The organism is Hydrogenophaga sp. (assembly GCF_048549895.1).
GTDB lineage: Bacteria > Pseudomonadota > Gammaproteobacteria > Burkholderiales > Burkholderiaceae_C > Hydrogenophaga.
This window is the reverse complement of record NZ_JBLYYB010000052.1, coordinates 1-19,556: the sequence shown is the minus strand read 5'-3', so window position 1 is coordinate 19,556 and position 19,556 is coordinate 1. Positions and strand designations below refer to the sequence as shown.

At 60.9% G+C, this 19,556-nt stretch carries 20 protein-coding genes; 6 read left to right on the top strand and 14 right to left on the bottom strand.

Annotated elements, in window-relative coordinates; translation table 11 throughout:
• Nucleotides 1-308: 308 nt before the first annotated feature.
• From ACN4F8_RS05210 to ACN4F8_RS05195, 4 genes are read right to left on the bottom strand one after another with little or no spacing between them, the layout of a single operon-like run.
• Nucleotides 309-1,271, bottom strand: a complete 963-nt coding sequence (locus tag ACN4F8_RS05210) for a PDR/VanB family oxidoreductase (protein WP_419472571.1) — start codon at nt 1,269-1,271, stop codon at nt 309-311.
• A gap of 44 nt (nt 1,272-1,315) precedes the next feature.
• Nucleotides 1,316-2,101 (bottom strand): SDR family NAD(P)-dependent oxidoreductase, encoded by a 786-nt coding sequence (locus tag ACN4F8_RS05205; protein ID WP_419472570.1) that lies wholly within the window; start codon nt 2,099-2,101, stop codon nt 1,316-1,318.
• On the bottom strand, nt 2,102-3,082 hold the full coding sequence (locus tag ACN4F8_RS05200) for a Bug family tripartite tricarboxylate transporter substrate binding protein (protein WP_419472569.1): 981 nt from the start codon (nt 3,080-3,082) through the stop codon (nt 2,102-2,104).
• Between the two features lie 37 nt (nt 3,083-3,119).
• Nucleotides 3,120-4,394 carry a Rieske 2Fe-2S domain-containing protein gene (locus tag ACN4F8_RS05195; protein ID WP_419472568.1) on the bottom strand — a complete coding sequence of 425 codons (1,275 nt, stop codon included), beginning with the start codon at nt 4,392-4,394 and terminating at the stop codon, nt 3,120-3,122.
• 144 nt (nt 4,395-4,538) lie between these two features.
• Here ACN4F8_RS05195 and ACN4F8_RS05190 point away from each other — a divergent pair, with 144 nt between their 5' ends.
• Nucleotides 4,539-5,336, top strand: a complete 798-nt coding sequence (locus ACN4F8_RS05190) for an IclR family transcriptional regulator (protein ID WP_419472567.1) — start codon at nt 4,539-4,541, stop codon at nt 5,334-5,336.
• A gap of 66 nt (nt 5,337-5,402) precedes the next feature.
• Here ACN4F8_RS05190 and ACN4F8_RS05185 read toward each other — a convergent pair whose 3' ends face one another.
• From ACN4F8_RS05185 to ACN4F8_RS05140, 10 genes are all read right to left on the bottom strand, one after another.
• Nucleotides 5,403-6,353 (bottom strand): PdxA family dehydrogenase, encoded by a 951-nt coding sequence (locus ACN4F8_RS05185; RefSeq protein ID WP_419472566.1) that lies wholly within the window; start codon nt 6,351-6,353, stop codon nt 5,403-5,405.
• Nucleotides 6,350-7,291: a TRAP transporter substrate-binding protein gene (locus ACN4F8_RS05180; protein WP_419472565.1), complete on the bottom strand. Its 942-nt coding sequence runs from the start codon at nt 7,289-7,291 to the stop codon at nt 6,350-6,352. The genes ACN4F8_RS05185 and ACN4F8_RS05180 overlap by 4 nt, the downstream gene beginning before the upstream one ends.
• 185 nt (nt 7,292-7,476) lie before the next feature.
• Nucleotides 7,477-8,925, bottom strand: a complete 1,449-nt coding sequence (locus tag ACN4F8_RS05175) for an NAD-dependent succinate-semialdehyde dehydrogenase (RefSeq protein WP_419472564.1) — start codon at nt 8,923-8,925, stop codon at nt 7,477-7,479.
• A gap of 14 nt (nt 8,926-8,939) precedes the next feature.
• Nucleotides 8,940-9,695: an SDR family NAD(P)-dependent oxidoreductase gene (locus ACN4F8_RS05170; protein ID WP_419472563.1), complete on the bottom strand. Its 756-nt coding sequence runs from the start codon at nt 9,693-9,695 to the stop codon at nt 8,940-8,942.
• Nucleotides 9,696-9,745: 50 nt separating this feature from the next.
• Entirely contained in the window at nt 9,746-10,921 is a 1,176-nt protein-coding gene (locus ACN4F8_RS05165; protein ID WP_419472562.1) for an NAD(P)/FAD-dependent oxidoreductase, read from the bottom strand.
• Nucleotides 10,921-11,244 carry a 2Fe-2S iron-sulfur cluster-binding protein gene (locus ACN4F8_RS05160; protein ID WP_419472561.1) on the bottom strand — a complete coding sequence of 108 codons (324 nt, stop codon included), beginning with the start codon at nt 11,242-11,244 and terminating at the stop codon, nt 10,921-10,923. Before ACN4F8_RS05160 ends, ACN4F8_RS05165 begins: the two co-directional genes overlap by 1 nt.
• Before the next feature lie 32 nt (nt 11,245-11,276).
• Nucleotides 11,277-12,497 (bottom strand): cytochrome P450, encoded by a 1,221-nt coding sequence (locus ACN4F8_RS05155; protein WP_419472560.1) that lies wholly within the window; start codon nt 12,495-12,497, stop codon nt 11,277-11,279.
• Nucleotides 12,498-12,522: 25 nt separating this feature from the next.
• Nucleotides 12,523-13,557 carry a 2Fe-2S iron-sulfur cluster-binding protein gene (locus tag ACN4F8_RS05150; protein WP_419472559.1) on the bottom strand — a complete coding sequence of 345 codons (1,035 nt, stop codon included), beginning with the start codon at nt 13,555-13,557 and terminating at the stop codon, nt 12,523-12,525.
• A gap of 7 nt (nt 13,558-13,564) precedes the next feature.
• Nucleotides 13,565-14,041 (bottom strand): aromatic-ring-hydroxylating dioxygenase subunit beta, encoded by a 477-nt coding sequence (locus ACN4F8_RS05145; protein WP_419472558.1) that lies wholly within the window; start codon nt 14,039-14,041, stop codon nt 13,565-13,567.
• Nucleotides 14,038-15,303, bottom strand: a complete 1,266-nt coding sequence (locus tag ACN4F8_RS05140; RefSeq protein ID WP_419472557.1) for an aromatic ring-hydroxylating dioxygenase subunit alpha — start codon at nt 15,301-15,303, stop codon at nt 14,038-14,040. Before ACN4F8_RS05140 ends, ACN4F8_RS05145 begins: the two co-directional genes overlap by 4 nt.
• Nucleotides 15,304-15,454: 151 nt before the next feature.
• Here ACN4F8_RS05140 and ACN4F8_RS05135 point away from each other — a divergent pair, with 151 nt between their 5' ends.
• From ACN4F8_RS05135 to ACN4F8_RS05115, 5 genes are all read left to right on the top strand, one after another.
• Nucleotides 15,455-16,228 (top strand): IclR family transcriptional regulator domain-containing protein, encoded by a 774-nt coding sequence (locus ACN4F8_RS05135; protein ID WP_419472556.1) that lies wholly within the window; start codon nt 15,455-15,457, stop codon nt 16,226-16,228.
• A gap of 603 nt (nt 16,229-16,831) precedes the next feature.
• Entirely contained in the window at nt 16,832-17,338 is a 507-nt protein-coding gene (locus ACN4F8_RS05130) for a hypothetical protein (protein WP_419472555.1), read from the top strand.
• Between the two features lie 190 nt (nt 17,339-17,528).
• Nucleotides 17,529-18,344: an NYN domain-containing protein gene (locus ACN4F8_RS05125; protein ID WP_419472554.1), complete on the top strand. Its 816-nt coding sequence runs from the start codon at nt 17,529-17,531 to the stop codon at nt 18,342-18,344.
• 23 nt (nt 18,345-18,367) lie between these two features.
• The gene (locus tag ACN4F8_RS05120) at nt 18,368-18,664 is read left to right on the top strand and encodes a hypothetical protein (RefSeq protein WP_419472553.1); all 297 of its coding nucleotides are present in this window, start codon (nt 18,368-18,370) and stop codon (nt 18,662-18,664) included.
• Between the two features lie 144 nt (nt 18,665-18,808).
• Nucleotides 18,809-19,228 carry a hypothetical protein gene (locus tag ACN4F8_RS05115; protein WP_419472552.1) on the top strand — a complete coding sequence of 140 codons (420 nt, stop codon included), beginning with the start codon at nt 18,809-18,811 and terminating at the stop codon, nt 19,226-19,228.
• Nucleotides 19,229-19,556 lie beyond the last annotated feature (328 nt).

Genomic DNA, 19,556 nt, shown 5'->3' with positions numbered 1-19,556 from the left:
ACGAACGTCAGCCTACGACAAAAGGACCAAGTCGTGTTCGACCAACTCGTTGAGGTCAATGCGAAACCGTGGGGTCATCTCGATGTCCGCTTGTGGCGGCGTATCGCTGAAGTCTAGCCGGCCACGCACCCGCCCGGCCAACCTACATGGCAACGGGGTGCTGCAGAATCGATGCCTACTGGAAGCAAATTTCGTGTGTCCAAGAGAGCCGATCCGGGTGTCCCGATCCTACCGTTCCCGCTGTCCAAGCGAAACCGAACTGAGTGTCCAACAGCGACTGAAACACGCAACCGACGCTCTCTTAAAAGTTACGCATCCAGAACAAGGCACTGAGAGCTGGACCGCGACACACAGATCATCATCGACTTATTTGCCCTACGCTCTTCGGCGGTGAGGATGCTGTCCCGGTGATCTACTTGACCGTCCAACACTTTGGTCTCGCACGCACCACAAAGTCCTTCGCGACAACTGTGGTCCGGCAACAAACCGTTGTCCAACATGGCATCCAAGATCGACTTTCCGGCACTGACCTGGATGACTTTCGAACTGCGCCGCAACTCCACCGTGAACTCGGATGCAGCCGGCAGCGGGACTTGAGGCGCAGCAAATCTTTCAAGATGTACTTGATGCAGGTTCAAATTTGAACACTCCCTTTGAAACGCATCAAGCATCGGTGCTGGCCCACACGCATAAAAGTGCGTCGCAGGGGAATAGGGCGACAACAACGCGTGCAAATCGGGTGGTCCGCCCTCTTCGTTGTCGAAGTGGTACAAAACTTTCAATCCACGCGCGCTCAGGAAGTTCAAGTCCTCCAGGAACGCTGCGTCCTGTCGCGACCTGGTGCAATAGATCAAGTCAGCTGTTCGCCCCAATTCGAGCAGTCGGTCCAGCATGCACAGCATGGGGGTGATGCCAATCCCTCCTGCCAGAAACACCGAATGCAGCGCGGCTTCGTCCAGAGCAAAATTGTTGCGTGGCTCGGAGATCTTGAGCACTTGACCAACGCGGAGGTTCTCATGCACAAACTTGGAACCACCGCGGCTTTTTCGATCCTTCAATACGCCCACAACATAGCGGCCCGAATCTGAGCACGGGTTGAGCACAGAATAGTTCCGCACGAGACCATTGCCCAGGTGGAGATCAATGTGTGAGCCTGGCTCATGCGGTGGAAACTGCACGCCATCTTCCGCTGGTTTCAGTTCAACGCTGACGGTATCCGGGGCCTCATAGCGCAGGGTGTGCACTCGTGCAGAAAGCGTGGATGTAGACATGGAAAAACGAATTCAACCTGGACACAGATGAGTGACAGCGGGGATTACATGATGTGGAGACCGCCGTCCACCATCAACGTTGTGCCGGTGATGAAGGAGGCTTCACTCGAAGCCAGCCAGAGGATGGGCCGTGCAATTTCGATGGGGTCAGCCCACCTCCCAATCAAGGACGTGTCCTTGCGTTCAGTCTTGAGTTGTTCCACGTTCTTTCCAGCATCCTGCGCGCGGCCCACGTGAAAATCGGTCAGCGTGGATCCTGGACAGACGGCATTCGCCCTTACCGAATGTGGCGCCTCTTCAAAGGCGAGCGTGCGTGTGTATGCGAGTTGGGCGGCTTTGGTTGCATCGTAGAGGCCCATTCCCCGGCGTCCTGTGACCGCATAACAAGACGACACATTGACAATGCTTCCCGCGCCCGAAGCGCGCAACGCCGGTAGGGCAGCTTTGCAGTAATTGGACATTCCGACCAGGTTGACGCCCACCATCGCTTGCCATTCACCGGGTGTTGCATCGGCCGCTGCCGAATAGTTTCGCATCGCTGCGTTGTTGACAAGAACATCCAACGAACCCCACGCGTCGACACAGTGCCTGGCGCTGGCCATCGCCGCCTCCTCATTGGTCACATCAGCGTGCATGCCGAACACCCTCGCATCAGGCTGAGCATTCAGAATGGCGGCCTTCGTTCTCGCGAGTGCCTGCGCATCGGCATCCACCATCAAGATGGCAGCGCCTTCGCGAGCGAACAAGGCGGAAACGGCGGCGCCGATGCCGGCGCCCGCGCCTGTAATCAGCGCGACCTTGTTCGCCAACCGGTAACTGTTGGTGGTCAATCAGTTCACCTTCGCGCCAGTGTCCTTGATGACCTTGCCCCAGCGCACGATCTCCGTCGAAATCCAGTTGCTGAACTCCTGCGGTGAGCTGGCGACGATTTCAAACTCCATGTCTTTCAGACGAGCTTTGATTTCCGGAGAGTTGATGATTCTCACCATCTCTTGGTTGTATCGGGCAATGATGTTGGGTGGCGTGCCTGCCGGGGCAAGAAAGCCGATCCAGGATGTCGCCTCGAAGTCCTTCAATCCCGATTCACTGAGCGTGGGAATGTCCGGTGTACTTTCGAAGCGCTTCGTGCCCGAGGTGGCCAGTAACTTCAACTTCCCTTCCTTGACGAACCCTTGTACGTTGCCCGGTACAAAGAAGCCTGCTTGAACATTCCCGGCCAGCAGGTCAGCCACGGCCGGCCCGGCACCGCGGTAGGGGATGTGCGTCATCCGGAAGCCCGCTTCCGACTTCATCATTTCCATCGTCAAATGCGATGCACTGCCCAGTGACACCGACCCATAGGAATACTTGGTCGGATTGGCCTTGGCTTTGGCGATGAAGTCCTGAACACTGGTGATCCCTGTGGCGGGATTCACCACCAAGTATTGGGGGGACTTCACCGCCAGGGTGATGGGCGCGAGGTCCTTCACGGGGTCGTAGGGCATGTTGTCGAACAGGGTCACGTTGATCGCCAACGGGCCGTTGTACCCAACCAGGAGGGTATGCCCATCCGGCGCGGACTTCACCACGTCCAGCGCACCGATGTTCCCGCCCGCTCCGCCTTTGTTCTCGACCACAAAGGGTTGCCCGAACGCTTCCTGAAGCTTGGGCGCCAGAAGCCGGGCCAACACGTCGTTCGTGCTGCCGACGATGGGCACCACGATTCGGACCGTCTTGGTAGGACGCCAATCGGCTGTAGCTTGTGACCATGCGGGGGACGCCGCAAATGCCATGAGCACGGCGCTGGCGATGAGTGTTTTGGATGCAGTCATGTTGTCTCCTTCTTTGTGGGTGGAAAAGCGAACGATTTCAGAGGCTGAAGACAGGCTTCTCTGTGCTGTCGGCGAGGTGCTCCCTGGCCCACTCAACTGGGCTCTGTTCTTTGGGCAGCAACACACCTGCCGGACGCACACGTTGTTGACTTGAATCCAGCGCTGGCGGCATAAGCCCCTCTTCCAGTCCCAAGGCAGCCTCGTGCAACATGCGACGCGCCATCACGATGGCCTTGTCTGTGGGCAGTAGTCGCTCAGCTTCGTGGTTCTGGATAGAGCCCATGCTTTCTTGCAGGGAGTAGTCCTGTGCAGAGAAGCCAAAAACTCCGCTGTAGGCTCGGTGCTCTTTTTGGGCCACACGGTCCATCTGGTACCCGTTCTCCCGATTGGCCGCAGGGACGAAACTGCCGGGAGCCTCGTACTCGACGTGGATACCCATGCCGGCCTTCATTGCATCCAGCTCTTCCTGGCTCAATGGTCGATTGGGTTGCCAGTTGATGCTCCAGGCCCAGCAGCTGTGATCGTCGATCGGTACCCAGATGTGACCGCCCAAGGCGTGGTCACCGAATGGTGCAATCAGCGTGAACCAAGGGAACAACCATTGGGTGACGCGCCAATAGTAGGAGTCAGGTTCTCCATTGCGGCGGCCAAACAGGCTCAAGCCAAAGGGTGTTTTCTCGATCTCGAACACCACATTGCCATCGGCTTTGATGTAGTCGAGCGCCTTCACGCCTTTGTGCATCGGGTCCGAGTCAACCTCGTAGCGGTGAACATATGAGACGTGGGCGGTATCGATCCCACCCTCCATGGCCTGCAGGTAGCTTGAGTACTGCAGCCGTTTCGATACATAGACGTGCTCGGGTGGTAGGGTGCACCACTCCAGTTCCGGCAGTTCTGGCTGCTGATCGGCGGGGCCCATGTAGGCCCAGACGATTCCTCCGCGCTCGATGCAGGGGTACCCCTTGATATGCATGCGCGCACAAGCTTGCGGTGCAGAGGGAACATCGACACATTGGCCTGCGCTGTTGAACTTGAGACCGTGGTACGCGCAGCGGATGCCATTTTCCTCATTGCGTCCGAAGAACAGCGACACCCCGCGATGTGAACAGAACTCACTGATCAGGCTTGCCTGGCCATCCGAGTTTCGAAAAGCCAGCAACTTTTCGCCCAACAGCTGTACCCGCACCTGGGGGCCATCCGGCTCCGCGATTTCGCTCGACATCAGCGCCGGGACCCAGTACCGCCGCAACAGATTGCCCATGCGGGTCTCAGGTCCGACCCGGGTAAGCGTTTCCGACATTTCTTTGTTCACGTGAATCTCCAAAGTCTCTTGATGCTTGCTTATGTCCATCTAGTGGACATGTAGTCCATGGTATGGACAGCATTGATTTCCGTCAAGAGTTGAGAGATCAGTCCGACAGGCGGACAGTTGGACGCGTAACATCCGCCAACAGCAATGAACGGGCGAACGGAAGTGGAACCTCCAGAAAAACCGGGTGAAGGTGTCCGAGCAGTGGACAGGGCACTGCAAATCTTGATGGCCTTTACCGCAGACGACCATCGACTCACCGCCGGGGAACTGACCAAACGCGTGGGTCTCAGCCGCCCCACGCTCTACCGACTCCTGCACACGCTGGAGAACAGCGGATTCATCGTGTCGTCTGGAGATCCGCAGAGGTTCGAACTTGGCCCGTCAGTGGCTCATCTGGCTCATGTTTGGAGCGCCAGTCTGGACATCGCAACGATTGCCCAGCCGATGATGCGCAGACTCTGGGATCAGACAGGAGAGACCGTCTCTCTCTTGGTGCATCAGGGCAACAGTCGAATTTGTGTTGCCGAACTAGCCAGCGGACAACCCTTGAGCTTCAAACGCGGCGTGGGGTACCGCGAGGACGTAACGTTGGGCGCCAGCGGTCGCGTGATCCTTGCTCATATTCCCTCACCAGAAACATACATCAATCGCGACAAGGCAACTCCGACGGATGTGGTGGAGTACCTCGATCGTCTGAAGAGGATTCGGGAGCAAGGGTATGAAGTCAGTCGCGACGAACTGATCAAAGGAGCAGTCGCCGTTGCCGTGCCCTTCTTCATGGGCGGTGGCAAAGTCGCGGGCTCTCTAGCTGTATTTGGACCAGGAGTTCGCGTAGATGGTCAGCGCGTTCAGACTTTTGCGGCAATGTTGATGGTTGAGGCGACCGCCCTTTCACAAGCTCTTGGACAGCGGCTTGTATCGACGAACGCCGCCAAAGCTTGAAGGTAGAGGAAGCAGTCTTCGTCTAGGAATCCAAACGGCAACAAAAAACCAGTACGATTTGAGGCGTTACACGCTTGGGACGGAACTCAGCAGGCCAATGGTTCGGAGCAATGCCTCGGGACTGGCGATGCCTTTGCCGGCAATGTCCATGGCACTTCCGTGGCCCACACTGGAAAGCACCACGTCTCCTCCTACGCTGAGCGCGCTTGCGGCGTTGGGTGCGAGCAGCTTGATTGGAATATGCCCCTGGTCATGGAACATGGCTACATAGAGGTCGTGCTGCCTGTAGGCCAGTAGTGTGTCTGCGCCCGTCGGCTCGCTTACGTCGTGGCCTTCCGCACGCAACTGCGCCACCGCAGGCTGCACCATCAGCGAGTCATCCAAGCCAAACAATTGGCCCTCTGATGCGTGTGGATTGATGCCGAACATGCCTACACGAGGTGTCGCCAGGCCCAATTGCCGACAGGCAAGGATGCCTGCGTGTGTGGCATGCACAATCAAGTCGGTGCTGAGGCGATCAAGAGCAGTTCGAACACTCTCGTGCAGAGTGACATGCACAATACGCAAGCCTCCGCCCACCAGCATCAAGAAAACAGATTCAGCAGGCTGACCGCACACACGCGCGACCAGAGAAGGGTATCCGCTGAATGTGATGCCTGCCTTCGCGATCGCTGTCTCATGGTGCGGGCAGGCAATGACAGCGTCGCAAACGCCCGCCTGTGCCGCCTGAATGGCCGCGGTGGCACTTGCCACTGCTGAAGCGCCAGCCGCTGCGTCAATCCGACCCGGAATGGCTGCAGCCGGATCAATGGCGCCTGCTTCGTGGCAGCGAACACCCTCTAGCACCCAGCTCAGGTTCAGCTGCTCGGCGCAGCGGCGTAGCACCGAATCCGGACCGAACAGCACAAAGCGGTCATGCTCGGACGAGGGCATTGCAGCTATCGCCTTGAGCGCGATCTCAGGTCCGATGCCATTCGGGTCGCCAATCGAAATGGCAAGCCGCGCACTGCTGCTCATGCGGTCTTGGGCCTGTGTTTGGCAATGAGCGCCTTTGCACCCGCCAGGAGCTTCTCGCCGTCCTGTCCCCGCCTGTTCATCTCCTGGACCCATTCGCTGGCGATGGCTCCAGTGAGTTGTACAAACTCGTTGGTTTGAGCCTCGTTGAAAACGTGCACCTTGTTGCCTCGATCGGTGGCCATCTTGCGGCTGATGGGATCGTGGTCCTGCTGCACCTTGCCGAACCAGGCCGAGGTCTCCATGCCCGAGTTGTCATCGATCACCTTCCTGATATCGGGTGGCAGCGAGGCGTACTTGCTTTTGTTCATCACCATCACGAAGGCGGTGTTGTAGAGCGCTGGCTTGCCAGGCGCGAATTCGCTGTGGTGCTGCACGAGCTCGTGCACCTTCACCGAGGGAATCACCTCCCAAGGCAAGGCCGCACCCTCGATCACGCCCTTGGACAGCGCATCTGGAATCTGTGGCAGCGGCATGCCCACGGCGGAAGCCCCGGCAGCGTTGAGCAGCTTGGTGGCTTGCCGGGTCGGACCTCGCACCTTCATGCCGCGCAGGTCGGCAGCGCTGATGATGGGTTTTGTTTTTGAGTGCAGTACGCCCGGGCCATGGGTGTGGAAGGCCAGCGGTTGCACATCCTTGAACTCGTCTGCCGCATGGGTCTGCAGGTACTCCCAGGCCGCGCGGGAGGCGCCAATGGCGTCCACCGTCATGAACGGTAGTTCGAACACCTCGGTGCGCGGGAAGCGGCCGGGCGTGTTGCCGGCCAACGTCCAGACGATGTCGACCACTCCGTCGCGCGCTTGGTCGTAAAGCTGCCCAGGCGAGCCGCCCAGCTGCATGGCCGGGTAACCTTCAAACTTGATGCGACCGCCCGAGTCTTTCTCGACCTTGGTCATCCAGGCCTTGTGTGCGTTGAGATACACATTGGAAGTCGGGGCCATGAAGGTATGGAACTTCAGGGTGACCACTTGCTGGGCGAAGGCCCCCAGGGAGGGTGCTCCAAGGGAAACGGCTGCCGCCGCCGATTTGATGAGTGTTCTGCGTTGCATCATGGGTTTGTCTCCTGGATTGATGGGAAAGGCGTTCCGGCCCCCTGGTCGGTGCTAGCTTCTTGTAATGACGGTAATCAAGCAGGGCTCGCCTGCGAAACGAACTTGGTGACGAGGTAGCTGTCGAAGGTTTCACTGCCGCCTTCGCTGCCCATCCCGCTGTCCTTCACGCCACCGAATGGTGTTTCTGCCAACGTGATGCCGAAATGGTTCACGTTGACCATGCCCACCTCAAGGCCGTTGACCATGCGCTCCGAGGTTTTGATGGAGCCGGTGAACACGAAACCGGTGAGGCCAAAGGGCAGGGCGTTGGCGCGCTTCAACACCTCGTCGGTGTCTTGGAAGCGCGTGATCGGTGCGACCGGGCCGAAGGGTTCTTCGAGCATCAGGCGCGCGTCGTCGGGAATGTCGGTGAGGATGGTGGGCGGGTAGAAGTAGCCCGGGCCGGCGAGCCGCGTGCCGCCGCTGGCCAGCTTCGCGCCACGCTCCAGCGCATCGGCCACGAAGCCTTCCATGGCATCGACCCGGCGCAGGTGCGCCAGGGGGCCCATCTGCGTGTCCTTGTCCATGCCGTCTCCTACCTTCAAGCCACCGTAGGCTTTCGTGAAGGTGTCGAGGAAGCGGTCGTACACCTTCTCCTGCACGAAGAAACGGCTGGGCGCAATGCACAGCTGACCCGCGTTGCGCGCCTTGAAACGCGCCAGCAGATGGGCCGCGTCGTCCACGTCGGCGTCGTCGAATACCACCACCGGCGAGTGCCCGCCCAGTTCCATGCTGATGCGCTTCATGTGCAGGCCGGCGAGCGACGCCAACTGCTTGCCCACCGGCACCGAGCCGGTGAACGACACCTTGCGCGAGATCGGCGAGCGGATCAGGTGGTCCGACACCTCGGCCGGCACGCCCCAAACCACGTTGAGCACGCCCGGGGGCAGACCCGCGTCGTGGAACAAGCGCGCGAGCGCGATCACCGCGCCCGGCGAATCTTCCGGTCCCTTCAGTACCAGCGTGCAACCCGCGCCAATCGCCGCCACCATCTTGCGGATGGCCTGGTTGAACGGAAAGTTCCAGGGCGTGAAGGCCACGCATACCCCGACGGGCTCGCGCAGCACCAGCTGGCGCACATGCGGCAGGCGCGCGGGAATCACGCGGCCATAGATACGGCGGCATTCCTCAGCGTGCCACTCCGCGTGTTCGGCGCAGGTGGTTACTTCCAGCAGCGCCTCGCTCAGCGGCTTGCCCTGGTCGAGTGTGATCTGACGTGCGATCTGGGGTGCGCGTTCGCGCGTGAGCTCGGCCACGCGGCGCAGCACCTTCGAGCGTTGCATCGGCGAACTCTTGCGCCAGCTCTCGAAGGCACGTTGCGCTGCGTTCAGCGCGCGGTCCAGGTCATCGCGGCGTGCATGCGGCAACGAGCCGATCACCTCGCTGTTGGCGGGGTTGACGATGTCCTGGTGGGGGCGGTCACCGCCCTCGATGAATTCACCATCGATGTAAAGGTACGGCTTGCCGTAGGCGCTGTCGGTCATGGCGGGCCTGCCGATCAGATGAACACCGAGCCACCATCGACGGCGATGGTCTGGCCGGTGATGAACCCCGCGCCGTCGCTCGCGAGGAACAGCAGCGCTCCGACCAGATCCTCGGGCACCTGGTCGCGCTGCAGCGAGCGGCTGGTTTTGCGCACCACGTCGCCCATCTTGCTGTGCATGTCGTTTTCGAGCACGCCGTCACTCAGCGTGAAGCCTGGTGCGATGGCGTTGACGGTGATGTTGTCCTTGCCGAGTTCGCGTGCCAGTGAGCGGGTGAATGCGATCACCGCGCCCTTGCTGGCCACGTAGTGCAACATGTTGGGCGTGCCCTTGATCGGCGTGGTGGACGCGATGTTCACGATGCGGCCAAAGCCGTTCTTGCGCATCGCGGGCACGACCGCCTTTGCGCACACAAAGGGCCCGAGGGTGTTGACTTCCATCACACGCATCCACTCGGCGTCGCTGATCTGGTCGAACGGTTTGAGCGTCAGCGTGGTGAACAGGCCGGCGTTGTTCACCAGCACGTCAAGCCGGTCGAACGCTTTCACGGCCTGTTCGACCATCCCTGCCACGTCGGCAGGATTGACCACATCGGTCTGCGTGCCTATCGCCTTCAAGCCCTGGGCCTTGAGGCGCTCGGCCGCTTCTGCGGCGCCGCGAAGGTCGGCGATGACGACTTGGTGGCCGGCGCGCGCGAGCGCTTCAGAGAAGGCGAAACCGATGCCGCTGGCGCCGCCAGTGACCGCGATGACCCGGGATGCTGCTTTCATGTATTGTCTCTTTCTGTGGGAAGGGGTAGGTGTTGAATAGGGCTATGGCCTTAGGCCGGTGCGGGCGCGAGCGCGAGGGCTTTGCGTGCGCGCATGTGCGCGGCGGGGTCGTTTAGGGATTCGACGGCGCTCAGCTGGTCGCCGCGGTAGCGCAGCACCGAGAAGCGGCCAGTGGCCGGGTCTCCCTCGATGTCGCTGCGGTCACCCGGCTCGGCCAGGCCCGCCATCTGCAGCCGGCAAAGACCTTGCTCGCTCCAGAACCAGGGCACTTTGGCGTATGGCGCTGCTTGGCCGCACAGGCGCGCGGAGATGCAGCGCGCTTGGTCGACTGCGTTCTGCACCGACTCGATGCGCACACGGGCACCACCGCTGAAAACAAATGGAAAACTCGCGCAATCGCCGAGTGCGGAAATGGCCGGGTCGCTGGTGAGCAGCAGCTCGTCTACCTCAATGCCGTTGCCGACCGCCAGGCCAGCACCGCGCGCCAGCTGGTCGTTGGGGCTCACGCCGACCGCGACCACCACCAGGTCGGCCGCGATTTGGCTGCCATCCCGCAGGCGCAGGCTGGTGGCGTGGCCGTGTGCGCCTTCAATGGCAGCGAGCTGCGCCGACAGATGAAACCGCGTGCCCTGCGCTTCGTGGAACGCCTGCAGGTGCAGCGCCATCGGCACCGAGAGAGCGCGCGCCAGGGGCCTCGCGGCGGTCTCGGCGACGTGCATTGGCAGGCCCATGCCGCGCGCTACGGCCGCGAGTTCCAGACCGATGAAGCCGGCGCCGACCACGGCCACCGCTTGCGCCTGGGCCAGCCCCGCGCGGATGCGCTGTGCATCCACGAGTCCGCGCAGCACGAAGACGCCTTGCAGGTCGGCGCCTGGCACGGCCAGCGGGCGTGCGGCCGCGCCGGTGGCGAGCACCAGGTGGTCGTAGGGCAGCGCCTCGCCGTTGGAGAGCCGCACCAGACGCGCCACACGGTCGATACCTTGCACCCGCGTACCGCCGAGCACGCGTGCGCCGATGCGCTCGTAGAACGCGGGCGGGCGCAGCAGCAGGCCGGTCTCGTCCACCTTGGCCTGCAGGAAACCTTTGGACAGTGGCGGGCGCTGGTAAGGCAGGCCTGGCTCGTCGCCCACCAGGGTGATGGGCGCCGCAAAGCCCGACTCGCGCAGCGACGCCGCAAGCTGAAAACCGCCCTGCCCGGTGCCGACGATGACGACGCCGTGGACCATCAGACCTGGCGCTCCGGGATGTGCACGATCAGCTCGTCAACGCCGGCGGCGAGCACGAGCTGGCAACCGAGACGGCTGTGTTCCTGGCGTTCGCTCGCGGCGCTGGCGAGCATTTCGTTCTCGACTTCGCTGGTGGACGGCAGGAAGCCGACCGAGGCCGGGTCCACGTACACATGGCAGGTGGCGCACATGGCCGAACCACCGCATTCGGCGACGATGCCGGCGATGCCGTGGGTGACGGCCGTCGCCATCACCGTGGCACCGGCGCTGGCGGGGACGGATTCGCGCGAGCCGTCGGGTTGCACGTAAACAATCTGGGGCATCGTGGGCCTCTTTCGTGGTTTCTGTGGAATAGTTAGTCAACGGTCGCCAGCAGCGGCTCGACCGTAACCGGCATGTGCTTCAGCCCGCGCACGGTGTTGTTGAAATGCTGGACCGGCTCGCCGTCAAGACGGAACGAAGCCACTCGGCGCGCCAGCGCGGTGAGCACGATCTCGCCCTCGAGGCGCGCCATCATCTGGCCCGCGCAGCCGTGGATGCCGGTGCCGAAGGCCATGTGGCCGGTGGCGCGGCGTGTGATGTCGAAGCGGTCGGCGTTGGGCCAGCGACGCGGGTCGCGGTTGGCCGAGGCAATGAATACGACGATCTTCTGGCCGGCTTTCACGGTGATGCCGCCGAGTTCCACGTCCTGCGTGCTGGTGCGATAGAACGAATGGAAGGTGCTGTCGAAGCGCAGCACCTCCTCGAGCGCTTGGCGGGCCAGCGAAGGGTCTTCGCGAAGCAGCGCCCATTGTTCGGGGTGGCGCGCGAAGCAGGTGATGGCGTTGCACAGCGTGAACACGGTGGTGTCCAGCCCGGCGGAGAGCAGGGTGCGCACCAGCATGCCAGCTTCGTCGTGGCCGATCTCGCCCGCGTCGGCGGCGGCGAAGAGCTGTGCACCCAGGCCATCCTTGGTGAGCGCGTCGCGCTGGCACACCCGGGCGATCCAGTTCACCGCCTCGCCAGAGCTGTCCATGCGAGCCTGGAAGCGCTCGTTGATCGGGCCGAAACCGTTGAACACCATGTCGCCATACGGAAGCAGGTGCTCGCGCCCCTCGGCGGGCAGGCCCACGGCGTCACCGAAGGCCTTGATGGGGAAGGCTTCGCAGAGGTCTTTGGCGGCGTCGAACGAACCGCGCTCCACCAGACTGTCGACCATGCGCGCCGCCACGTCTTCGAAGGTGGCGCGCAAGCGGCCGATGGACACTGGCGAGAGCACGCGCGCTACCACCTTGCGCGTGCGGCTGTGGTGGGGTGGGTCGGCTTCCAGAATGATGCTGGGTTTGCGCCACGGCGCTTCAGTGTGGAAGTTGGCCAGGCCCACGCCAGCGCTGGAGCAAAACACATCTGGCTGCGACAGGATGCGCTGCACCTCGTCGTGGCGCGCGACCGCAAGCACACCGTAACGTTCCAGCCAGGCCCAGGTGCCAAGCTCGCGCAATTGTTCGTAGTGCGGGTAGGGGTTGGCCAGTACCTCGGTGGTGTAGGGATCGAAGTCGCTGGTGGGAACGTCGGTGTAGGGGTTGGGGTGGATCATCTGTGAGCTCCTCTTCGGGTGCGCTTCAATCGGCCAGCGCGGGTGTGCGGGGTTGGGCAATCACGAACGAGTCGCAGAAGAACGCGTCGTGCGGTAGGCCCCGTGTGGCGATGAATTCGCTTCGCGCCGCGCTCACCATGGCGGGCGCACCGCATGCATACACCTGGTGGCCGGCGAGGCTGTCGTGGTCTTGCAGCACGGCTTGGTGCACGAAGCCGGTGCGGCCGGTCCAGCCGGTATCGGGTTCGGAAAGCACGGGCACGAAGCGCAGGCCGGCCTGTCGGGCCCAACCGCGCGCTAGGTCGAGCAGGTACAGGTCTTTCTCGGTGCGCGCGCCCCAGTACAACGCGATCTCGCGCTGCTGGCCCTGGCGCAGGCCGTCTTCCACCATGGACTTGATCGGTGCAAAACCGGTGCCACTGGCCAGCATGACGATGGGAGCGTCGCTGTTCTCGCGCAGGTGGAAGTCGCCGTGCGGCAACTCCACCGGAAGTGTGTCGCCGACGCTGAGGTCCTGCGCGAGCCTTTGTGAAAACGCACCTCCCTCGAGCAGGCGGATGTGCAGTTCGGCTCCGTCGTTCTGGTGTGGTGGATTGGCCATGGAGAAACTGCGGCGCTGGCCATCTGGCAACAGGACCTGCAGGTATTGACCTGCCTTGAATTTAACTTTCTCGCCTGCGGGAAAACGCAGCTTGAGACGTGCCACGTCGCCGGCCAGAAAGTCAATGCGCATGACCCTGGCGTCGAGCTGGCGGCGCGCGTTCGGATCGGTCTTCTCGATCTGGCGCGGTTCGATCGAGATATCGGTGAGTGGCCTGGCCTGACAGAACAGCACCTGCCCTTGCAAGATCTCGTCGGCGGTGAGAGTGTGGTAGCCGGCCGCGCCGGGGCTCACCCGACCCGAGACCACGCGGCCCTTGCAGCTTGCGCACACGCCCGAGTTGCACGAGAACGGCATCTCGTAGCCCGCGCGTCGTACCGCGTCGAGCACGGTCTGGCCCTCGGTGCAGGGCACAGCGTTGCCAAGTCCGGCGATATGGATGAGGTATGTGGTGCTCACGGCGTGCTCACAGTGGAATGGCCAGCAGCGTGTCGGTGTTGTGGCTGTCACAGACCACGACGCGACTGGCCAGTCGCAGCGTGTCGGTGCCATCGATCACCAGTTCATCGAGGTAGCGCCCGGTGGCGAAGATCATGGTCTCGCCGCCGCGCATGACGCGCACCACCAGGAAGGGTGTTTCGCTATGCTGGCCGCGCTGCGTTTCGCCGAGCAGCACAGGCAGGCCCACCAGGTGCCGGTAGCGCTGCTTCTCATACACGTTTGCCGTTCGCAGCGAGAGCACGCGGTCGTTGAGCATCGCGCGCGAGTCGGCGTAGATGAGGCTGGCTTCCATGCCCTGCGCGTGGTTATCGGCGGTGGTCACGCGGTACTCGCACTGCTCGGTGAAGAGCTGGGTCCAGGCCTCGAGCTCGTCGTTGTCGATGCAGCGCGCGCAATAAGCATTGAGCGCCAACGCGCTCGCGGTGTCGATCACCGCGCTCATGCACCCGCTCCCATGTGCAGGCGGTAGGCTTTCCAGAAGCCGCGCACGGACGCTTCCGTGGTGCGGCTGCCTTGCGAGCGCACGCTGTCGCCACCCATCTCGACGATCGCTGCATGGCCACCGGCGCTGGCTATGCCGCGCTGCACGAAGCCACCTACCGCACCGTCTTCCATTGAGACGAAACCGGCTGGACCGATCAGGTTGGATTGCTTGTGGCGCATGGTGCGCAGCTCGGGTGTGTCGTCCTTGAAACCGAGGTAGACCCAGTTCAGCGCCGTGGACTCGACGCCTTCGGGCAGTACCTGGCGCACCGCCAAGGTGTTCTGGATCTGCGCCAGTACGAAACCCGGGAACACCGAGAGTATCTGCAGCGTCACGCCGTCGCCGAATTCGTCCTGGCCTTTCAGCAATGTGGGGTCCTCAAGCTTGAAGTCGTCCTTCTCCGAGCGCAGTTCCTCGGCCTGGTAGTCCTCGCTCTTTTCGGCCGCCGGATCGATAGCCGAGAAACTGATGTGGTTGCCGCCGTCTTCGCTGACCACCACGCCGCCCTTCTGCGAAAGGCGGTTGAGGCGGAAGGTGGTGAAGAACACGTGCAGCAGGCTGGCGTGATAGGTGTCGCGCACGTTCTCCACGTAGAGCTTCCAGTTGTTAGGCAGAGTCTGCTTGAAGCGGCCCAGGATCTGCACCGGTTTGTGCAGCACGCGGGAGATGCCGCGCGCGATTTCGGGGCCGAGGTAGTCCTCTAGGTCGGGCACATCGTCGCTCAGGCTGCCGAACACCAGGCCGCAGAACACGCTGGTGCGCAGCTTGCGCGGGCCGTGGCTCTTCATGCAGAAGGCCGGGTCCATGCCGCCTTCGCCGTTCACGCCGTTCTGGAACGCGATGCCCTTGAGGTTGCCCTGGCGGTCGTAACGCCACGCGTGGTACACGCACTGGAAGTCGCGCGCGGTGCCGCCGTCGTCGAGCACGATCAGCGCGCCGCGGTGCGAACAGCGATTCTCGAACGCGTAGACCTCACCGTCGCTGTCGCGAGCCACCACCACCGGCATGCGGCCGAGGAAGGTGGTGCGGTAGTCGCCGGGTTCAGGCAGTTCGGCCTCAAGACAGAGGTAGTTCCAGGTCGCGCCTTCAAATACGCGCTGCTGCTCGGCTTCGAGCACTGCCGGCTCCTGGTACAGACGGTATGGGATGCGGGTGAATTTCCCGGTTGGCCAGAAAGTCAGCGGGGTAGTGGTGGCGGAGGCTGTTGCGGAGGCGCTCATGTCTGGGTACCTGATTGGTCTTTGAGAATTCGCATATCGAACTTTTGACCGTTTAGTGAACCTCTACTGTATTTTTCGGATTGATGAGGGTCAACAAAATCCGGCAAAATGTTCGAATACCGAACTTATCTAACTTTGAATGAGGCCACAAATGGATGACGATGCACGTGCCGTGGTGGACAAGGAATACGTCATGGGGCTGGAGAAAGGCCTGCTGCTCATCGAGGCGTTCGGCGTCAGCAATTCGCCTCTGACCTTGACCGAAGCTGCCGAAATCACAGGACACAGCAAGGCCTCGACCCGCCGCGCCCTGCTCACCCTCGTCAAGCTGGGGTATGCACGCGCTTCGGGCCGACATTTTTCGCTTGAGCCTCGTACCTTGCGGCTGGTACACGCGTACGTGAATTCCACGCCGCTGACAAAGGTCGCGCAGCCGATCCTGGAAATCACCAGTGAGCGCACGCGCGAGTCCGCATCTCTCGCGGTGCTTGACTCGCACTTTGTCGTTTTCGTGGCGCGCTCAACTCAGCGACGCAGCTTGTCCTTCGGACTCGGCATCGGGGCGCGATTGCCCGCGTACTGTTCGGCCACCGGTCGCGTACTTCTCGCGGGGATGCCGGATGAGGAGGTCGAATTCCGCCTGCAGCGTATGAGCCGACAAGCAATTACGCCAAAAACCAAGACCGACGTGTCTGCACTGATGAACGAGGTGCAGGCGGCGCGAGAGTGCGGCTACTCGATAAGCGACGAAGAACTGGAGATCGGACTGCGCTCAATAGCCGTACCGGTGCGCAATCGTAAGGGCGAGCTATTGGGAGCAATGAGCCTGTCGGTAGCTACTTCACGCATGTCTCGCGACGATGTCGTGAACAAATTGATGCCAGAGCTTGAAGTGGCACGCAGGACGTTTGCACTGCAGCTGTAGCAACAGGCAGCTACCTGCGGCCTGCCAAGGCCAAGCTGCTGCTATCTGAAGCCACGACCAAGGCAACATGCCCGGAGGATCGATCCATTGCTCCCTCGATCCTGGGCTCCGTGTCGGGCCAATTCGGGCAGCTCCCGCAGTTGTCGCTCTTTTGATTGGCGCTACACAGCGAAGAGCCGTGTGCGGAGCAGTCAGTTCACCCATCTCGAATCAGCGACGTCATGCTTCGCCCTCATGGTTTTCGTATCGGAATCACAGTTGAACCGCGCCATGTCGCGAGGATTCAGACACCTCTGAGGACGAAGGGTTTAGTCCCGTACATGTCGATGATGTGTGCGGAAAAGCGCTGACATTTATTAACTTTACGAGATTGACGAAAAAACCCAAGCAAACGAAAATCATGCTCATAGGCTGCAGTAGGAGAGCCCGAGAATCCAGCGCACCTGCAGTGGATGATTGTTCGGTTTTTGGCGCGCAATCAAGCCATGAAAGGTCGGCACTCATGCGGTCAAACACGCGATTGGGCTTGAACTTCCCCTCTGTTTGATCTCGCTGCAAGGCCAGTGCAGGCAGCGACGGCTTCTCGACAGCAGCAAGCCCGACATGCGCAACACACCGTGCACGGGTGCTCAAGACCTGATCGCAGTGAACAAAATAGCTTCTGCTTTTCCTGTTGACTCTCTCAACCCACTTCGCTCAAGTACGTTAGAGGTCTACGCCAGTGAGGCGCAGACCTCTGTATTGCTGCGCAGTGGTGTCGAGTACAGGCGTCAACGCATCAACGCTTCGGACATGATTTCGACCGATGAAGCTGCCGAACTGAGCGGAACGACCCGCGTCACGATCAACGCTTGGATCAAGAGTGGCCGTTGTATTGGAGTGACGCATTTGCGTCGGGGCTTCAAGATGCCCAAGTGGCAATTTGAGCCCTACGTATTCCCCGTGATTCGGGCACTGTCTGAAGCCCTGGGCACTACCGATGGGTGGCCAATTTTGTCCTTCTTGGAAACACCGCATGAGGCACTTGACGGTCTGACGCCACGCATTGCCCTGGAGCGGGGCGCACCTGGCAGGCGCATTGTTGACCTGGCAATAGCGGAAGGGCGTTGAGCCCGACTTCCCACGCAATTCATAGACCTCAGGGTCGTTGCGTTGGGGCGGCGTGAGCGGCCAGGCCGAGCCATGCAGCCTATCCCGCTGTCCAAGAGATGCCGATCAGAGTGACCAGCATCGATCGAAATTGCATGGCCATGACCATTGGTGGGCTGTGTAGAGTGTTGGACACGGGAGGAGTACCAGAATGATTGTTTTTCTCGTCGACGCGGACAACCTTTCTTCACCTGAATGGGTGAATGAGGCGCTAGAAATCCTTGAGGCCAGCGAGGGCGCCATTGCAGTCCGACGCGCGTATGGCAGCGCAGAAAATCTCAAGGGCTTGGCCGAAACGCTGAGAACTTGGGCCATCCGTCCTTTCGTCAATCTCTCGCTGTCGAAAAACACCACGGACATCGCCTTGGCATCCGACGCCATGGAATTCGCCTGTCAGATGCCCGCGCCTTCCATGATCGTCGTTGGGTCAGGCGATGCCGACTTTGTGCCCCTGGTCGTTCGGCTTCGCGAGCGTGGAATCAAGGTAGTCTGCGTATCGGAACGCAGCAAGATGGCCAGCGAGGCGGTCTATGCCTACGACAAGGTCCTATTTGTGGGCAATCAAAAGGCAGTCTCCACGGACTTCACGATGGACGACGCTGGGACTTCAGTGTCTGGCCGTACCAAAGAGGGGGATACCACAACCACAAAAACCACCCCGGTCAAGAAGGAAGCAGCGAAAAAGTCTCCAACCAAAAAGACTGCAGAAAAGAAGGTGGATACAAAGGCGCCAGCGGCGACGGTCGATAAAACGAGCGTGTCGGCCATCCTGGCTGCAGTACCCAATCTGAAAGCTGGTCAGTGGTTGCACTTGAGTGATGCCGCCAAGACGCTGCACGACAGCAAGCTGCTGGGCAAAAACGCGTCAACCACTAAGCTGTTCAACAAGCATCCGGACCAGTTCGAACTGACCCCGAAAAAGCAGCCCAACAAAGTCCGGTATATCAAAACCACCGGCAAGGCCTGATCGCAACTACTGGCCCGCACTTCATGAAGATCGGTGAAATTGACCCTGTTGCGTTGCGAAAATCGATGAGGTTCGCGCTCGACCTGGTGACGGCTCACCGGATCGCCAAGGGACTGAAACTGGATCAGGAGCGCTTGACGGCCGTTCGCAAAACGCTTGAAGAACGGGTGGTTCTTGCATTGACTGAAATGGACGTGGACTCCATGCCCTCAACATGGTCGTGGCAGAAAGCCGCAGAGACCATTTCGACTGAAATCGCCCTGCAAATCATCCGTGAGCAAAAGCATGAATCTCCAGATCCTGACCTTCTGGGTCAATGATCCGCTCCGCAGCCAAGACTTGCTCATTTAGTCTGACGCTGCATTGATGGGACCCGAAGATGTGACAGATGGGTGCAGGGACGGCGCCCTCGTTTGTCATGAAAGCTGCGCAACCTGGTTCGTCTCGCTTGAGCGGATGCGACCATGGACGATCGTTGGTGCAATGCCTGCGGCTGCAAATTCACACCCCGCGCTCAAACTCCCAAGCAGACCTACTGTCCACTCGCTGAATGTCAGCAGACGCGCAAGCAGGTCTGGCAACAAGCCAAACGCAGAAGTGATCCCGACTACTCTGCAAATCAGTCCGAGGCGCAAGCCGACTGGGCAAGAAAGCACCCGGACTATTGGCGCTCATACCGCGCCGCCAACCCGGGCTACACGCAAGGAAACCGTTCAAACCAGCAGGTTCGCAACGCTGCTCGACGTATTGCAAAGAGTGACGCGTCAGCGGTTGCGTTCGCACTTCAAGACGGGATCTACCGGCTTCAGCTCATAGGGGCGGAGGCAGATTCGGACAAGGTGATCCTGGTTCGCCTGACCATTCTGGGTAAGGGAGATCCATGAATCTGCTGATTGCAAAGAGAGGACTTGATCGCTTATTTCTGCGAGCACTGATACCTTGCGCGCTGGCGCATGCTCTGGATCGTGTCATGCGGTGGACGGTTGTCTTGCCCACCACACGATCTCATGTGAACACCAGAACTGAGCATTGGGGGCTGAGGAATGGTCAAGAAGGAAACAGAGATCGGTGACGGCACGTTTCGAGCGGCAGTCTATGTCCGCATGTCGACCGAGTGTTGACGCTGACCGAAAACTGACCATCTAGAAGTCGAAGTGCCGACTGAAAATTGACCAGGGTGTTCCACTGACCTGCTGAAACTTTCAGCAGGGA

Bases quoted from the DNA above. Each gene is read 5' to 3' on its own strand.
- ACN4F8_RS05210 (WP_419472571.1), bottom strand. From the start codon at position 1,271: ATGTCTACATCCACGCTTTCTGCACGAGTGCACACCCTGCGCTATGAG.
- ACN4F8_RS05200 (WP_419472569.1), bottom strand. From the start codon at position 3,082: ATGACTGCATCCAAAACACTCATCGCCAGCGCCGTGCTCATGGCATTT.
- ACN4F8_RS05190 (WP_419472567.1), top strand. From the start codon at position 4,539: ATGAACGGGCGAACGGAAGTGGAACCTCCAGAAAAACCGGGTGAAGGT.
- ACN4F8_RS05185 (WP_419472566.1), bottom strand. From the start codon at position 6,353: ATGAGCAGCAGTGCGCGGCTTGCCATTTCGATTGGCGACCCGAATGGC.
- ACN4F8_RS05180 (WP_419472565.1), bottom strand. From the start codon at position 7,291: ATGGCCCCGACTTCCAATGTGTATCTCAACGCACACAAGGCCTGGATG.
- ACN4F8_RS05175 (WP_419472564.1), bottom strand. From the start codon at position 8,925: ATGACCGACAGCGCCTACGGCAAGCCGTACCTTTACATCGATGGTGAA.
- ACN4F8_RS05170 (WP_419472563.1), bottom strand. From the start codon at position 9,695: ATGAAAGCAGCATCCCGGGTCATCGCGGTCACTGGCGGCGCCAGCGGC.
- ACN4F8_RS05165 (WP_419472562.1), bottom strand. From the start codon at position 10,921: ATGGTCCACGGCGTCGTCATCGTCGGCACCGGGCAGGGCGGTTTTCAG.
- ACN4F8_RS05160 (WP_419472561.1), bottom strand. From the start codon at position 11,244: ATGCCCCAGATTGTTTACGTGCAACCCGACGGCTCGCGCGAATCCGTC.
- ACN4F8_RS05155 (WP_419472560.1), bottom strand. From the start codon at position 12,497: ATGATCCACCCCAACCCCTACACCGACGTTCCCACCAGCGACTTCGAT.
- ACN4F8_RS05145 (WP_419472558.1), bottom strand. From the start codon at position 14,041: ATGAGCGCGGTGATCGACACCGCGAGCGCGTTGGCGCTCAATGCTTAT.
- ACN4F8_RS05140 (WP_419472557.1), bottom strand. From the start codon at position 15,303: ATGAGCGCCTCCGCAACAGCCTCCGCCACCACTACCCCGCTGACTTTC.
- ACN4F8_RS05135 (WP_419472556.1), top strand. From the start codon at position 15,455: ATGGATGACGATGCACGTGCCGTGGTGGACAAGGAATACGTCATGGGG.
- ACN4F8_RS05130 (WP_419472555.1), top strand. From the start codon at position 16,832: ATGCGCAACACACCGTGCACGGGTGCTCAAGACCTGATCGCAGTGAAC.
- ACN4F8_RS05125 (WP_419472554.1), top strand. From the start codon at position 17,529: ATGATTGTTTTTCTCGTCGACGCGGACAACCTTTCTTCACCTGAATGG.
- ACN4F8_RS05120 (WP_419472553.1), top strand. From the start codon at position 18,368: ATGAAGATCGGTGAAATTGACCCTGTTGCGTTGCGAAAATCGATGAGG.
- ACN4F8_RS05115 (WP_419472552.1), top strand. From the start codon at position 18,809: ATGGACGATCGTTGGTGCAATGCCTGCGGCTGCAAATTCACACCCCGC.